The sequence below is a fragment of the Pseudomonas sp. NIBRBAC000502773 genome (genome assembly GCF_006517195.1).
Classification (GTDB): domain Bacteria; phylum Pseudomonadota; class Gammaproteobacteria; order Pseudomonadales; family Pseudomonadaceae; genus Aquipseudomonas; species Aquipseudomonas marginalis.
The window spans coordinates 5,350,146-5,362,500 of record NZ_CP041189.1 but is presented as its reverse complement, the minus strand read 5'-3'; the positions used below and the strand labels follow the sequence as shown (position 1 = coordinate 5,362,500).

The following is a 12,355-nucleotide window of genomic DNA, read 5'->3' as shown; positions in this document are numbered from 1 at the left end:
ATCTACGCATTTCACCGCTACACAGGAAATTCCACCACCCTCTACCATACTCTAGTCAGTCAGTTTTGAATGCAGTTCCCAGGTTGAGCCCGGGGATTTCACATCCAACTTAACAAACCACCTACGCGCGCTTTACGCCCAGTAATTCCGATTAACGCTTGCACCCTCTGTATTACCGCGGCTGCTGGCACAGAGTTAGCCGGTGCTTATTCTGTCGGTAACGTCAAAACCATCACGTATTAGGTAATGGCTCTTCCTCCCAACTTAAAGTGCTTTACAATCCGAAGACCTTCTTCACACACGCGGCATGGCTGGATCAGGCTTTCGCCCATTGTCCAATATTCCCCACTGCTGCCTCCCGTAGGAGTCTGGACCGTGTCTCAGTTCCAGTGTGACTGATCATCCTCTCAGACCAGTTACGGATCGTCGCCTTGGTGAGCCATTACCCCACCAACTAGCTAATCCGACCTAGGCTCATCTGATAGCGCAAGGCCCGAAGGTCCCCTGCTTTCTCCCGTAGGACGTATGCGGTATTAGCGTCCGTTTCCGAACGTTATCCCCCACTACCAGGCAGATTCCTAGGCATTACTCACCCGTCCGCCGCTCTCAAGAGAAGCAAGCTTCTCTCTACCGCTCGACTTGCATGTGTTAGGCCTGCCGCCAGCGTTCAATCTGAGCCATGATCAAACTCTTCAGTTCAAACATCTTTGGGTTTTTAAGAAACCCTAAACTTGGCTCAGCAATCGTTGGTTATTCTTTGATTTCTCGCGGAGTAACTTGTGATGCTGATAATCTTGTTGACTATCAGTCTGACTCCACAAGCACCCACACGAATTGCTTGATTCAGTTGTTAAAGAGCGGTTGGTTAAGAGCTTTCGTCTCAACCGAGGCGCGCATTCTACAGCAGCCTCATTTGCTGTCAAGTGATTATTTTCAGAAGCTTTCGAAGATTTCTTCAACAACTTCAACCACTTGCGCTTGCGATCTCTCGTCAGCGGGAGGCGAATTCTACAGCGTTACACGCTGCTGTCAACACCTCTTTTTCTCCGCTTTCGACCGAGAAGATCGAATCGTTAATAGCGTCAAACAACATGACCCTACCAACTCCTTCTAGGCTTCGATGAACTGAAGCAATCCGCTGCCTTATTCTGCATAACTCATTGTTTAACAAGGAGTTTTACGTTTCGACTGCGCCGGAAGTGGGCCGAATTATAGACGTCTACAATCTGCCGTCAACCATTAATTTGGTTTTTCTATCAAAGCACCTAACAACCTTTGAATCCCTCTATATATGCCGTCTCCGAATCAAACTGAGCAATATATTGCTCAATTCCGAACAGTTAAGCATCATAGCCGCCTCTGCTTCTCGAATATGACCTCGGACGAACGCCCCAATGACCACCTCCCCCCGCAGCCTGGCCTCGGCATTGTTTCCTGTCGGCCTGCTGTTAATCGCCATGGCCTCCATCCAGTCCGGAGCCTCACTGGCCAAGAGCATGTTCCCGATTGTCGGAGCCCAGGGCACCACAACCCTGCGCCTGATCTTCGCCAGCGTAATCATGTTGCTCATCTTGCGACCATGGCGCGCCAGGCTGACCGCAAAATCCCTGCGAACAGTAGTTGTTTACGGCATGGCCTTGGGCGGCATGAATTTCCTCTTCTATATGTCCTTGCGCAGCGTTCCGTTGGGCATCGCCGTAGCCCTTGAATTCACCGGACCGCTCGCCGTCGCGATCTACGCATCGCGCCGAGCGGTAGACTTCCTGTGGATAGCACTCGCTATCATCGGCCTGCTCCTGTTGATCCCCACGGGGGAAGCCAGCAGCGGAATCGACCTGGCTGGTGCGACCTATGCTTTGGGGGCAGGGGCTTGCTGGGCACTCTACATTCTGTTCGGACAGAAAGCAGGCAACGACAACGGCGTCCAGACCGCCGCTCTGGGCGTAATGATCGCCGCCCTGTTTGTTGCGCCCATCGGCATTGTCCACGCCGGTACCGCACTACTGACCCCGGCATTGATCCCTGTCGCCATTGGTGTCGCGATTCTGTCCACGGCACTTCCCTACACCCTGGAGATGGTTGCGCTGACACGCCTCCCCGCCCGCACATTCGGAACGCTTATGAGCATTGAGCCTGCTTTCGGTGCGCTCTCAGGACTTTTCTTCCTACAGGAACATCTATCCCTACCGCAATGGCTGGCCATAAGTTGCATCATCATGGCCTCGGTAGGTGCGACGTTGACAATGCGCAATGACTCCAAGCCGCTGGTTCCGGCGGATTGAATCATCTTTGAAAGTTGCTCTGGTATTTGCCGCGTATTTAGGCCATGTTTAAACTGCAAACGAATGTCATTCATGGAGTTTTTCGACAAGGACAGCGCGAACGCTACACTCGAGAGCGAGTAGAGCCGACTTCGAGCATTGTGAAGCGGCTATATAAGGATGGGAATGAAGCGAATTTTGATACTGTTAATGGTCGTGGCCCTTGCTGGCTGTGCCGCGACTACCAAGACAGAAGTAAAACGCGGCAAAAAAGGGCTGCATATCAACTGTTCCGGCCTGTCTTCTTCCTGGGACCAGTGCTACACCAGTGCAACCAACTCTTGTGGCGCGAAGGGCTACCGAGTTATCGCCAAGTCCGGTGACAATTCCGAGGAACCAGGGGACTACCCCTTCGGCCTAAACCCTGCCGGCTATACCAGCCGCAGCATGATCGTTATCTGCAAGTGATCTTTTCCGAGCAGTCACCAGCGACTGCTCATCCACATGCCTGATACAACCTCACGCCATCGCGGCGCTGCAACTGAATTATTGCAGCTCCTGATTTTGCAACAGATCAAATAGCCGTCGTGCGCACCTGCAACCACTCCAACGCAGCACCGCTGAGTAGCGGGCTCAGGCGCTCACGCACCTGGGCGTGATAGGCGTTGAACCACTCGCGCTCTTCCGCCGTAAGCAGCGACGGCTCCAGGCAACGGGTGTCGATCGGGCACAAGGTCAGGGTTTCAAACGAGAGGAACTCACCAAACTCGGTCTTGCCTGCCTCGCGGTTCAATACCAGGTTCTCTATACGCACGCCCCAACGTCCAGGGCGGTAGGTGCCCGGTTCGATGGAGGTGATCATACCTGGCTGCATCGCGGTTTGCGGCGCAGTGGCGGCCTGGTAGGCGATCACTTGTGGGCCTTCATGCACATTGAGGAAGTACCCTACGCCGTGCCCGGTACCGTGACCGTAGTCCACGCCTTCGGCCCAGATCGGCGCACGGGCAATGGAATCCAGCAGCGGCGATAGAATGCCCTTGGGGAAATGCGCACGTGACAGTGCAATCACGCCCTTCAGCACACGGGTGCAGTCACGTTTCTGTTCGTCGCTCGGCGTACCGATAGGCACCATCCGCGTGATATCCGTGGTACCGCCCAAATACTGGCCACCCGAGTCGATCAGCAGCAAGCCGTCGCCTTCGATTACCGCATGCTCTTCTTCGGTGGCGTGGTAATGCGGCATGGCCCCATTGGCATTGAACGCTGCGATGGTATTGAAACTCAGCGACACGTAATCGGGGCGACGGGTGCGCGCAGCCGTCAAGTGTTCATCGATGGTCAATTCAGTGATGCGTTCACGTCCGAGTGCACTGTCCAGCCAGGCGAAGAATTCGCACAGCGCCGCGCCGTCCTGTTCCATGGCTCGGCGGATGTGCTCCGCGTCCGCCAGGCTCTTGCGGGATTTGGCCAGCGTCGTCGGGTTCAGCCCTTCGATCAGCTTGACGCCGGGATCCAGGTTTTCCAGCAGACCGGCAGTAACGCGGGCCGGGTCAACCTGCATGCTGGCGCCCGATGGCACCGCACGCAGTGCATCCGCCACGTCGCTGTAGTCGCGCAACGTCACACCATCCTGCGCAAGCACCGCACGCAGGTCCGCGTCGACTTTACTCAGCGCCACAAACAACGTGGCCTGTTGTTGATTGATCAACGCAAACGACACAAACACCGGATTAAACGAAACATCGCCGCCGCGCAGGTTGAACAGCCAGGCGATGTCATCCAGGGTGGCGATGAAGTGCCAGTCGGCGCCCTTCTCTTTCAAACTGGCGCGCAGTGCGGCAAGTTTATCGCCACGGCTGACGGTCGCTTGCGGTGGCAGATGCTGATAGATCGGCTGGCTCGGCAGGCTCGGACGGTCCTTCCAAACTGCATCGAGTACGTCGATATCGGTCCGCAGGCGCGCCCCGCGCTCTGCCAGCCTGGCGCCCAAGGTGCGCGCCGACGCGACAGCCATGACCGCACCGTCCACCGCCACCACACCGCCTTCCGGCGTCTGCTCGGCCAGCCACTCCAACGGCCCGGGTTGGCCCGGTTGCAGCTTGACCAATTCAATGCCACTGCCCTTGAGCTCCTTGATCGCCTGCTCCCAGTAACGGCTGTCGGCCCAGACACCGGCGAAATCCGCAGTGACAATCAGCGTGCCTACCGAACCATGGAACCCCGACAACCATTGGCGCCCCTGCCAGTAACCCGGCAGGTACTCGGACAAATGCGGGTCAGCCGACGGCACCAGCAGGGCGTGAATGCCCTCGCGGCGCATCAGTTCGCGGGTATGCGCCAAGCGCTGGGGAACCGTTCCATGGGTCAAAGGCTGCGTACTCATTGTGTCTCCTGCTAACCACTAATAATTGTTATGTGAAAATCAGACGGCCCAGAACGCCGGTGCGCTGGCCAGTGCGGCCTTGATCAATTGCACGGCCTGGTCGATGTCCTGCTCGGTGGTAAACCGGCCCAGGCTCAAACGTATGGTGCGGCCGGCAGAACGTGCGTCAAGGCCCAACGCAAGCAGCACGTGGGAAGGCGCATTGCTCGCGGAGTTGCAGGCCGAGGTCGCCGAAAAAGCGATGCCCGCACTCAACGCAGCAGCGTCGAATTCACCTTCGCTGAACGTAAGGCTGAGGGTGTGAGGAATGCGCTGCGCAGGGCTGCCATTGAGGCGCACGCCACCGACCGTATCCAACTGATCCAGCAGGCGCTGGCGCAAGGCCATGATGACTACCTTCTCCTGCGCAAAAGACGCCGCCGCCAAGGCGAATGCCGCGCCCATGCCCGCAATCTGATGGGTGGCCAGGGTACCGGAGCGCAAGCCCCCCTCGTGGCCGCCACCATGAATCTGTGCCGACACTTTCTGTTGCGCCCGAGGGCCGACATACAGCGCGCCAATCCCCTTGGGGCCATACAGCTTGTGCGCGGAAAACGACATCAGGTCCACCGGCCACTGCGCCAAATCGATCGCCACCTTGCCCGCCCCTTGCGCCGCGTCCACATGCAACAAGGCGCCATGCTCACGCACACGTGCGCCGATAGCCGGGATGTCATTGAGGGTGCCCAGTTCGTTATTCACCAGCATCAGCGATACCAGAAAGGTATCTTCACGCAATGCCTCGCTGACGGCCTCGGCGCTGATCAATCCGTCGGCGTCCGGCACCAGGTAAGTCACGGCCACACCGGCTTCCTGCAGCTGCCGCGCGGTGTCCAGCGTGGCCTTGTGTTCAATCTGGCTGGTGATGATATGCCCGCCCGCCACGCCACGCGCCTGGGCAACGCCCTTGATCGCGAGGTTGTTGGACTCAGTAGCGCCGGAGGTCCAGACGATCTGCTCAGGCTGTGCGCCGACCAGCCCGGCCACTTGGCTGCGCGCCTGTTCAACCGTTTGCCGGGCCGCCTGGCCGAACGCATGGGAACTGGACGCAGGGTTACCGAAGTTGGCGTTGAAGCCAAGACACTCGACCATCACCAGGATGACGCGTTCGTCCACCGGGGTGGTAGCGGCGTAGTCGAAATACAGCGGACGTTTATTCATGACAGTCAAGACTCGCAGAGCAGGTTCCCGAGAGCAGCGTCTCAGGGGCATCGGCCGGAACAGAGGTCGTCAGGTTTACCGGATCGAATGCCATTAAAGAAGGACAACTTTAAGTAAATGTGCGTAGGAACGCTCCTGAAATTCAGCTTAACAGGCTGAAGTCGTGCCATGGCAAACAAAAAGCCCGAGGTTCCTTCAAGGGAAGCCTCGGGCTTTTTGCTGCGCAGTGCCAACTCAACTGGGACGACCATGCAAAACCACGTTGCGCTCGGCGTTCATTTCGCCCTGGCGATCAAATCCGAAGGGCTTCTGTGGCTGGCCGGTCAGTGCGGCGCGCTGCTGTTGATATTCATCAAACGACAAGCCACGACGGCTCAGCGCTTCCAGGGCCAGTTGCTTGCTCTCTTCGGCCGTGTAGGGACGCAATTCCGGCGATGAATGGCTCGCACAGCCGGCGAGTACGGCGCTGACAATCACTAAGCAAACAGCAAGAAATCGGTTCATGGAGGTAGCCCTGGAAAGAAGGTTTCGAGTCAATGAACACAGGCTACTCCCGACCTCACAGAGTGAAAAATCACCGTCCGTGATAGTCGCTATCAACCGCCAACGCCCCCTCGATAGCCACCCCCTCATATTTCCTTATGATCTATAAATATGGAAATACGTTCATTTACGGAATAAATGCAACGCTCTATAAAGGACTTGCACCGCAACTGCACTGTTCGCCACGCAACTGTTTGCCAGGCAACAGCCATTCAACAAATCACCAGTCAGACAACAGCAGCATTTTTCAGCAGTGAACCTGCAACCCACGCCAATCAAGGCCTGCACCCGTTGGTACAGCTCTTGCTCAACAGGTTGCACTCCACCTGCTATGAACCACTGTTGATAAAGGAACTGTTCATGACCCGTCCCCTGAATGTCGTTGCCCTCTCCGGCGGAACCTGGCGCCCGTCCCGTACCCTCGTGCTGACCCAAGCCGTACTGGCTGAATTGGCGACCTTGCTGCCGATCCAGACCACCCTGATCGAGCTGGGCGACATTGCCCGGCCGCTCGGTGGTGCGCTGTCACGGGATGAGTTGCCCGCCGAGGTCGAAGCCCAACTGGTGGCCATCGAACAGGCCGACCTGCTGATCGTCGCCGCACCGGTCTATCGCGGTTCCTACCCAGGCCTGCTCAAGCATCTGTTTGACCTGGTTGGCCTCAACGCCCTGATCGACACACCGGTATTACTCGCAGCCACCGGCGGCAGCGAGCGCCACGCGCTGGTTCTCGATCACCAACTGCGTCCGCTGTTCAGCTTCTTCCAGGCCCTGACCCTGCCGATCGGGGTGTACGCCACCGAGGCCGACTTCACCGATTACCAAATAACCAGTGAGCCCCTGAAGGGCCGTATACGCCTTGCGGCAGAACGCGCAGCGCCGTTGTTTGCAGCGCACTCCCCCTCTCTGCTGAAAATCGCTTAAGGATTGGTCATGGATGTTTTCTGGTTTCTGCCAACACATGGCGACGGTCATTACCTGGGAACCACCCAAGGTGCACGGCCGGTCACCCTCAATTATCTGAAGCAAGTCGCGCAGGCGGCTGACAGCCTGGGTTACCACGGCGTGTTGATTCCTACCGGCCGCTCGTGCGAAGACTCCTGGGTCATCGCCTCGGCACTGGTGCCGCTGACCGAGCGCCTGCGTTACCTGGTGGCGATTCGCCCGGGCATCATCTCGCCGACCGTTTCTGCGCGCATGGCGGCGACCCTGGATCGCCTGTCCAACGGTCGCCTGCTGATCAATGTGGTCACCGGTGGTGATCCCGATGAGAACCGCGGCGACGGCAGCTTCCTCGACCACAGCGAACGCTACGAAGTCTCCGACGAATTCCTGCAAATTTGGCGCCGCGTATTGCAGGGCGAATCAGTGGACTTCGAAGGCAAACACCTGCGAGTGCAGAACGCCAAGGCGCTTTACCCACCGGTGCAAAAGCCTTATCCACCGTTGTATTTCGGCGGTTCCTCGGATGCCGCCCACGACCTCGCCGCCGAACAGGTGGACGTGTACCTGACCTGGGGCGAACCGCCCGCCGCCGTCGCCGAAAAACTCGCGGATGTACGTGAACGCGCTGCCCGCCACGGGCGTACGGTGAAGTTCGGCATTCGTCTGCACGTGATCGTGCGCGAGACCGAAGAAGACGCGTGGAAAGCCGCCGACAAGCTGATCGAGCACATCAGCGACGAAACCATCGCCGCCGCGCAAAAATCCTTCTCGCGCTTCGACTCCGAAGGCCAGCGCCGCATGGCCGCCCTGCATGACGGGCGCCGCGACAACCTGGAAATCGCCCCCAACCTGTGGGCCGGTGTCGGCCTGGTACGCGGCGGTGCCGGTACCGCGCTGGTGGGCAACCCCCGGCAAGTGGCCGAGCGCATCAAGGAATACGCCGACCTGGGCATCGAAAGCTTCATCTTCTCCGGCTACCCGCATCTGGAAGAAGCCTATCGCTTTGCCGAGCTGGTGTTCCCGCTGCTGCCGGAACCCTATGCCAGCCTGGCCGGACGCGGCATCACTAACCTCACTGGCCCGTTCGGCGAAATGATCGCCAACGATGTTCTGCCAGCCAAGGCCTGATCGGCGCAGCGGCGGGAGCGGCATTGGTCGTTCCCGCTTATAAAGAGGAAAACCCGTGACAGCCAAACCCCATAGCGTCCTGCCATCACCGTTGCAGACCGCCAGACTGCTGGCCGCCGAATTCGCCCTCACCGCCGTCGAACGCGACGAGCGCGGTGGCACCCCCAAGACCGAACGTGACGCCCTGCGCCAAAGCGGCCTGCTGGCCCTGAGCATTCCCACCCAATACGGCGGCCTCGGCGCCCGCTGGAGTGACACCCTGGCCATCGTGCGCGAGTTCGCCAAGGTCGACAGCTCCATTGCCCACGTCTTCGGCTTCCACCACCTGATGCTCGCCACCGTGCGCCTGTTCTCGCGGCCGGACCAATGGCAACCCTGGTTCGAACAGACCGCGCGCAAAAACTGGTTCTGGGGCAACGCCCTCAACCCATTGGACACACGCACCGTGGTCAAGGACTTCGGCGGCTGGCGCGAGTTCTCCGGCAAAAAAAGCTTCTGCTCCGGCGCCAGCGACTCGGAAATGCTGATTGCCTCGGCGGTGGATGAAAGCGCCGGCGGCAAGCTGCTGATCGCCGCCATCCCCAGCGGGCGCAGTGGCATCACCCTGCACAACGACTGGAACAATATCGGCCAGCGCCAGACCGACAGCGGCAGCGCCAGCTTCGAACGGGTGCGCGTCGAGGAGTCGGAATTGCTGCTCGACCCAGGCCCGCTGAGCACGCCTTTTGCCTGCCTGCGCCCGCTGATCGCCCAGTTGACCTTCACCCATATGTTCCTCGGCATCGCCGAAGGTGCCTTCGAAGAAGCGCGCAACTACACGCTCACCGAGACCCGTTCCTGGCACAAGTCCTCGGCCGAAGACGTGCGCCAGGACCCTTACGTGCTGCATCACTACGGCGAATTCTGGGTGGCCCTGGAGGGTGTGCGCCTGTTGGTGGAACGCGCTGCAGAGCTGCTCGACCAGGCCTGGGCAAAAGGCCCCAACCTCAGCGAAAACGAACGCGGTCAACTGGCGATTGCCATTGCGACCGCCAAGGTCGCCGCCACCCGCCAAGGCCTGGACCTGTGCAGCCGCCTGTTTGAAGTCACCGGGGCGCGCTCCACCCACGCGTCTCTGCGCCTGGATCGCCATTGGCGCAACCTGCGCACGCAAACCCTGCACGACCCGGTCGACTACAAACTCCACGAGCTGGGGGACTGGGCGTTGAACCAATCCCTGCCGATTCCGACGTTCTACTCATAAAAAAGAGGTGCCCATGCAGCTTCTAACCTTACCGCCCTCGCCCGCCCTTGCGACGTCGATCCGCGCCACGGCCCAGGTCTTCGAAGACCCGAAATCCAAGGCGCTGCTCGACCACATCCAGCAAGTGGCGCCCAGCGAAGCCAGCGTGCTGATCATCGGCGAGACCGGTACCGGTAAAGAGCTGGTGGCGCGCCACATCCACAACCTCAGCGCGCGGCGCAACCGGCCGTTCGTGGCGGTGAACTGCGGCGCGTTCTCCGAATCCCTGGTGGAAGCCGAGTTGTTCGGCCATGAAAAAGGCGCGTTTACCGGCGCCCTCAGCGCCAAGGCCGGCTGGTTCGAAGAGGCCGATGGTGGCACCTTGTTCCTCGATGAAATCGGCGATTTGCCGATGCCCATCCAGGTCAAGCTGCTGCGCGTCCTACAGGAGCGCGAAGTGGTGCGCCTGGGGTCGCGTAAGAGCATTCCGATCGATGTGCGGGTACTGGCCGCCACCAACGTGCAGCTGGAAAAGGCCATCAACGCCGGACATTTCCGCGAAGACCTCTACTACCGCCTCGACGTCGTCAGCCTGGAACTCAGCCCGCTGCGCGAGCGCCCCGGCGATATCCTGCCGCTGACCCGGCACTTTATCGAAGCCTACAGCCAACGCCTGGGCTACGGCCCGATCACCATCAGCCGCGAGGCCGAACACAAGCTAAAGAGCTACAGCTGGCCAGGCAACATCCGCGAATTGGAAAACGTGATCCACCACACCCTGCTGATCTGCCGTAACGGTGTGATCGAACGCGACGACCTGCGCCTGTCAAACATGCGCATCGAGCGCCAGGACGACAGCCAGCACGGCACCGACAACAGCGCCGAAGCCTTGCTGGAGCGCGCGTTTCAAAAGCTCTTCGAAGAACAGGCCGGTGCCCTGCACGAAAAGGTTGAAGACGCGCTATTGCGCGCCGCCTACCGCTTCAGCCATTACAACCAGGTGCACACCGCCAACTTGCTGGGCCTGAGCCGCAACGTCACGCGCACGCGCCTGATCAAGATCGGCGAGTTGGCGGTGAACAAGCGTCGCCCTGGAGAAAACGTGCAGGGCGAGCGCATGCTGCACCTATCCATTTAGGCGACAGTGCAACGCGTTGTCATGGCTGCGTTCGAAACTGCGCAGTACCTGGAACGAATCAAAGGTCACGGCCGTGGCCTGGTGGGCGCGAATCAGCGTCCAGAAATCTTCCTCGCCGTGCTCAAAGCATTGGAACGCCGCTTCGCCGTCCGCGCGGGAGCGCCATTGCAGGTAATTGAGCACCCGCCGCCCGTCTTCGCTGACCTGCACGCTCGCATTGATAAAGCCGCCATGGCCCTGGGCCAGGCGTTCACTTTGGGTGGACAAGGCCGCCACCAGCGCCACTTGTTGCTGGGGCTCGATGTGAAACTCGATCAGTTGAGTGAAACTGCGATTCTTCTCTGATACCGGCATGAACACTCTCCTTTCTCTGTAGGCAGAATCTTGTGATTCGATACCACGCAGGGTAAAACCTCTAGTTAAGTCAAGGTCAAGCGCTTAATTGGAGTATTCATGGTTACCAAAGAGCTCACCGTCGGCCAACTGGCAGCCCGTAGCGGTGTAGCTGTTACGGCCCTGCACTTCTACGAAACCAAGGGGCTGATCAAGAGTCATCGCAATGCCGGCAATCAACGACGCTATCCACGGGATGTACTGCGCCGGGTGGTGGTGATCAAGATCGCCCAGCGCCTGGGAATTCCACTGGCAACGATTGGCGAGGCGTTGCAGACGTTGCCGGAAGGGCGCACGCCCAACGCTCAGGATTGGGAGCGGTTGTCCGCGCTGTGGCGGGAAGACCTCGACGAGCGCATCCATAAGCTGATGCTGCTGCGGGACAAACTCACCGGTTGTATTGGGTGTGGATGCTTGTCGCTGGACGCGTGCCCGTTGCGCAACCCGGATGACCAGCTCGGTGGGCGCGGGCCGGGGGCGCAATTGCTGGAGCCCGGCTGAACGCCCCCTTGTCGGGGCCCTCGGAGCCCTTGATGGGCATGGCCTATAGTGAAGAGGCCGTGCCTCCACAACCACAATCAAGGAGAACGAAATGAGCGTTAAACCCATTCCCGAGGGTTATCACAGTGTCACGCCCTATATGGGCATCGACAAAGCTTCAGAGGCTATCGAGTTTTACAAAAAGGCCTTCGGCGCCACCCAAATCATGCGCCTGGACATGCCCGATGGCAGGGTCGGCCATGCCGAGCTGCGCATTGGTGATTCGGCGATCATGCTGGGCACGCCCTGCGATCAGATGTCCCTGAGCAATCCGGCTGAAAGCACCAGTGTCGCTTTGCATCTGTACGTGAACGACGTAGACGCACAGTTCAAACAAGCCGTCGCAGCGGGCGCCAGCGTGGTGTCCGAACCAGAGGACCGATTCTATGGCGACCGTTCGGGCAGCGTGAAGGATCCATACGGTCATCTTTGGTACCTCGCCACCCGCAAGGAAGACCTCAGCGAAGAACAGATCCGTCAGCGCGCCATGGAAATGTTCAAGCAAGGCTGAGCATCGGAGCCGGTTCGCCGGCTCCTACCCCACTTCATGAATACCCCCACGCTGTAAAAAACCGCTGGATGTGAACCTGAAACATTTTCTT

Annotated in this window: 12 protein-coding genes and 1 rRNA gene (1 of these 13 running past the window's edge); 8 read left to right on the top strand and 5 right to left on the bottom strand. The window is 59.3% G+C overall.

Features of this window, described 5'->3' with window-relative positions; all coding sequences use genetic code 11:
* Positions 1 to 699 (bottom strand): 16S ribosomal RNA (locus NIBR502773_RS24950); it reaches 838 nt to the left of the window's first position.
* 695 nt (positions 700 to 1,394) lie between these two features.
* Here NIBR502773_RS24950 and rhtA point away from each other — a divergent pair.
* Together rhtA and NIBR502773_RS24935 are read left to right on the top strand one after the other, a co-directional pair.
* Complete coding sequence (rhtA, locus tag NIBR502773_RS24940) at positions 1,395 to 2,282, top strand: threonine/homoserine exporter RhtA (RefSeq protein WP_065939873.1); 888 nt, start codon at positions 1,395 to 1,397, stop codon at positions 2,280 to 2,282.
* A 165-nt stretch (positions 2,283 to 2,447) separates the two neighbouring features.
* Entirely contained in the window at positions 2,448 to 2,729 is a 282-nt protein-coding gene (locus NIBR502773_RS24935) for a hypothetical protein (RefSeq protein ID WP_065939874.1), read from the top strand.
* A gap of 106 nt (positions 2,730 to 2,835) precedes the next feature.
* On the opposite strand, the gene NIBR502773_RS24930 is transcribed toward NIBR502773_RS24935, so the two are convergent.
* The 3 genes from NIBR502773_RS24930 to NIBR502773_RS24920 form a co-directional block, all read right to left on the bottom strand.
* Positions 2,836 to 4,644 (bottom strand): aminopeptidase P family protein, encoded by a 1,809-nt coding sequence (locus NIBR502773_RS24930; protein ID WP_141157197.1) that lies wholly within the window; start codon positions 4,642 to 4,644, stop codon positions 2,836 to 2,838.
* Positions 4,645 to 4,683: 39 nt separating this feature from the next.
* Positions 4,684 to 5,844: a cysteine desulfurase family protein gene (locus NIBR502773_RS24925; protein ID WP_141157196.1), complete on the bottom strand. Its 1,161-nt coding sequence runs from the start codon at positions 5,842 to 5,844 to the stop codon at positions 4,684 to 4,686.
* A gap of 234 nt (positions 5,845 to 6,078) precedes the next feature.
* Entirely contained in the window at positions 6,079 to 6,348 is a 270-nt protein-coding gene (locus tag NIBR502773_RS24920; RefSeq protein ID WP_141157195.1) for a DUF547 domain-containing protein, read from the bottom strand.
* Positions 6,349 to 6,747: 399 nt separating this feature from the next.
* Here NIBR502773_RS24920 and msuE point away from each other — a divergent pair, with 399 nt between their 5' ends.
* From msuE to NIBR502773_RS24900, 4 genes are read left to right on the top strand one after another with little or no spacing between them, the layout of a single operon-like run.
* Entirely contained in the window at positions 6,748 to 7,311 is a 564-nt protein-coding gene (msuE, locus tag NIBR502773_RS24915) for an FMN reductase (protein ID WP_027607134.1), read from the top strand.
* A gap of 9 nt (positions 7,312 to 7,320) precedes the next feature.
* On the top strand, positions 7,321 to 8,460 hold the full coding sequence (gene ssuD, locus NIBR502773_RS24910; RefSeq protein WP_027607133.1) for an FMNH2-dependent alkanesulfonate monooxygenase: 1,140 nt from the start codon (positions 7,321 to 7,323) through the stop codon (positions 8,458 to 8,460).
* Between the two features lie 55 nt (positions 8,461 to 8,515).
* Entirely contained in the window at positions 8,516 to 9,703 is a 1,188-nt protein-coding gene (locus NIBR502773_RS24905; RefSeq protein WP_027607132.1) for an acyl-CoA dehydrogenase family protein, read from the top strand.
* 13 nt (positions 9,704 to 9,716) lie between these two features.
* Positions 9,717 to 10,820 carry a sigma-54-dependent Fis family transcriptional regulator gene (locus NIBR502773_RS24900; RefSeq protein WP_092358583.1) on the top strand — a complete coding sequence of 368 codons (1,104 nt, stop codon included), beginning with the start codon at positions 9,717 to 9,719 and terminating at the stop codon, positions 10,818 to 10,820.
* On the opposite strand, the gene NIBR502773_RS24895 is transcribed toward NIBR502773_RS24900, so the two are convergent.
* Positions 10,809 to 11,174, bottom strand: a complete 366-nt coding sequence (locus tag NIBR502773_RS24895; protein ID WP_141157194.1) for an antibiotic biosynthesis monooxygenase — start codon at positions 11,172 to 11,174, stop codon at positions 10,809 to 10,811. The genes NIBR502773_RS24900 and NIBR502773_RS24895 overlap by 12 nt on opposite strands.
* A gap of 99 nt (positions 11,175 to 11,273) precedes the next feature.
* On the opposite strand from NIBR502773_RS24895, the gene soxR reads away from it, so the two are divergent.
* Positions 11,274 to 11,714 (top strand): redox-sensitive transcriptional activator SoxR, encoded by a 441-nt coding sequence (gene soxR / locus NIBR502773_RS24890; protein ID WP_027607129.1) that lies wholly within the window; start codon positions 11,274 to 11,276, stop codon positions 11,712 to 11,714.
* Between the two features lie 91 nt (positions 11,715 to 11,805).
* Entirely contained in the window at positions 11,806 to 12,264 is a 459-nt protein-coding gene (locus NIBR502773_RS24885) for a VOC family protein (RefSeq protein ID WP_141157193.1), read from the top strand.
* The last annotated feature ends 91 nt before the right edge of the window (positions 12,265 to 12,355 follow it).

Bases quoted from the DNA above. Each gene is read 5' to 3' on its own strand.
- NIBR502773_RS24895 (WP_141157194.1), bottom strand. From the start codon at position 11,174: ATGCCGGTATCAGAGAAGAATCGCAGTTTCACTCAACTGATCGAGTTT.
- soxR (WP_027607129.1), top strand. From the start codon at position 11,274: ATGGTTACCAAAGAGCTCACCGTCGGCCAACTGGCAGCCCGTAGCGGT.
- ssuD (WP_027607133.1), top strand. From the start codon at position 7,321: ATGGATGTTTTCTGGTTTCTGCCAACACATGGCGACGGTCATTACCTG.
- NIBR502773_RS24930 (WP_141157197.1), bottom strand. From the start codon at position 4,644: ATGAGTACGCAGCCTTTGACCCATGGAACGGTTCCCCAGCGCTTGGCG.
- NIBR502773_RS24935 (WP_065939874.1), top strand. From the start codon at position 2,448: ATGAAGCGAATTTTGATACTGTTAATGGTCGTGGCCCTTGCTGGCTGT.
- NIBR502773_RS24925 (WP_141157196.1), bottom strand. From the start codon at position 5,844: ATGAATAAACGTCCGCTGTATTTCGACTACGCCGCTACCACCCCGGTG.
- NIBR502773_RS24920 (WP_141157195.1), bottom strand. From the start codon at position 6,348: ATGAACCGATTTCTTGCTGTTTGCTTAGTGATTGTCAGCGCCGTACTC.
- msuE (WP_027607134.1), top strand. From the start codon at position 6,748: ATGACCCGTCCCCTGAATGTCGTTGCCCTCTCCGGCGGAACCTGGCGC.
- NIBR502773_RS24900 (WP_092358583.1), top strand. From the start codon at position 9,717: ATGCAGCTTCTAACCTTACCGCCCTCGCCCGCCCTTGCGACGTCGATC.
- rhtA (WP_065939873.1), top strand. From the start codon at position 1,395: ATGACCACCTCCCCCCGCAGCCTGGCCTCGGCATTGTTTCCTGTCGGC.
- NIBR502773_RS24885 (WP_141157193.1), top strand. From the start codon at position 11,806: ATGAGCGTTAAACCCATTCCCGAGGGTTATCACAGTGTCACGCCCTAT.